The 356-nt window shown below is 25.8% G+C and carries 1 pseudogene; it reads right to left on the reverse strand.

Going from position 1 to position 356, the window contains the following annotated elements:
* Positions 1-356 (reverse strand): annotated as a pseudogene (locus CAMP5053_RS08450) (hypothetical protein); the annotation flags it as partial.

Below are 356 nucleotides of genomic sequence, written 5' to 3' on the forward strand. Positions count from 1 at the left end.
ATAATTTATTTTTGTATCATCTATATAAGCTGCAGGGTTAAAAAGAGAATTGATTTCATTTTGAAGCATACCTTGAGAAAGTTTTAATATAAACCCACCCAAACTAAAAACAAAATAATCATAAAAATACTCATCATCAAAAGTAATCAAATAATCTTTGCTTTTTCTATCTTGCCCAGCCAAATAATCTAACATAGTAAGCAATAAGGAATTTTTCTTAATTAAACGATCATTTTTAAAACCTTCCACTTGTCTTTGGGTAATTATTCCTAAGTTACCCAATTCTTCATAAAATTCATCATCAAATGCATAAGGTTTTATGCCATTATCTTTATAAATTTGTTCTATATAATCTT

Source organism: Campylobacter sp. S4:11 (assembly GCF_024723695.1).
Taxonomy (GTDB): Bacteria; Campylobacterota; Campylobacteria; order Campylobacterales; family Campylobacteraceae; genus Campylobacter_D; species Campylobacter_D jejuni_C.